Here is a 206-nt window from a genome sequence, read left to right on the forward strand (position 1 = left end):
CATCTGACTTTTAATCAGAGGGTCGAAGGTTCGAGTCCTTCATGGCTCACCATTTATATGTTGCGGATGTGGCGGAATTGGCAGACGCGCTAGAATCAGGCTCTAGTGTCTTTACAGACGTGGGGGTTCAAGTCCCTTCATCCGCACCATTTCTGCGGAAGTAGTTCAGTGGTAGAACACCACCTTGCCAAGGTGGGGGTCGCGGG

Annotated in this window: 1 tRNA gene; it reads left to right on the forward strand. The window is 52.4% G+C overall.

Annotated features, from left to right (window positions below):
- Positions 1-62: 62 nt before the first annotated feature.
- Positions 63-149: transfer RNA gene (locus tag LNN34_RS21885), tRNA-Leu, on the forward strand.
- Positions 150-206: the final 57 nt, after the last annotated feature.

The sequence above is a fragment of the Bacillus sp. AF23 genome, assembly GCF_020861455.1.
Taxonomy (GTDB): Bacteria; Bacillota; Bacilli; order Bacillales; family Bacillaceae; genus Bacillus; species Bacillus halotolerans.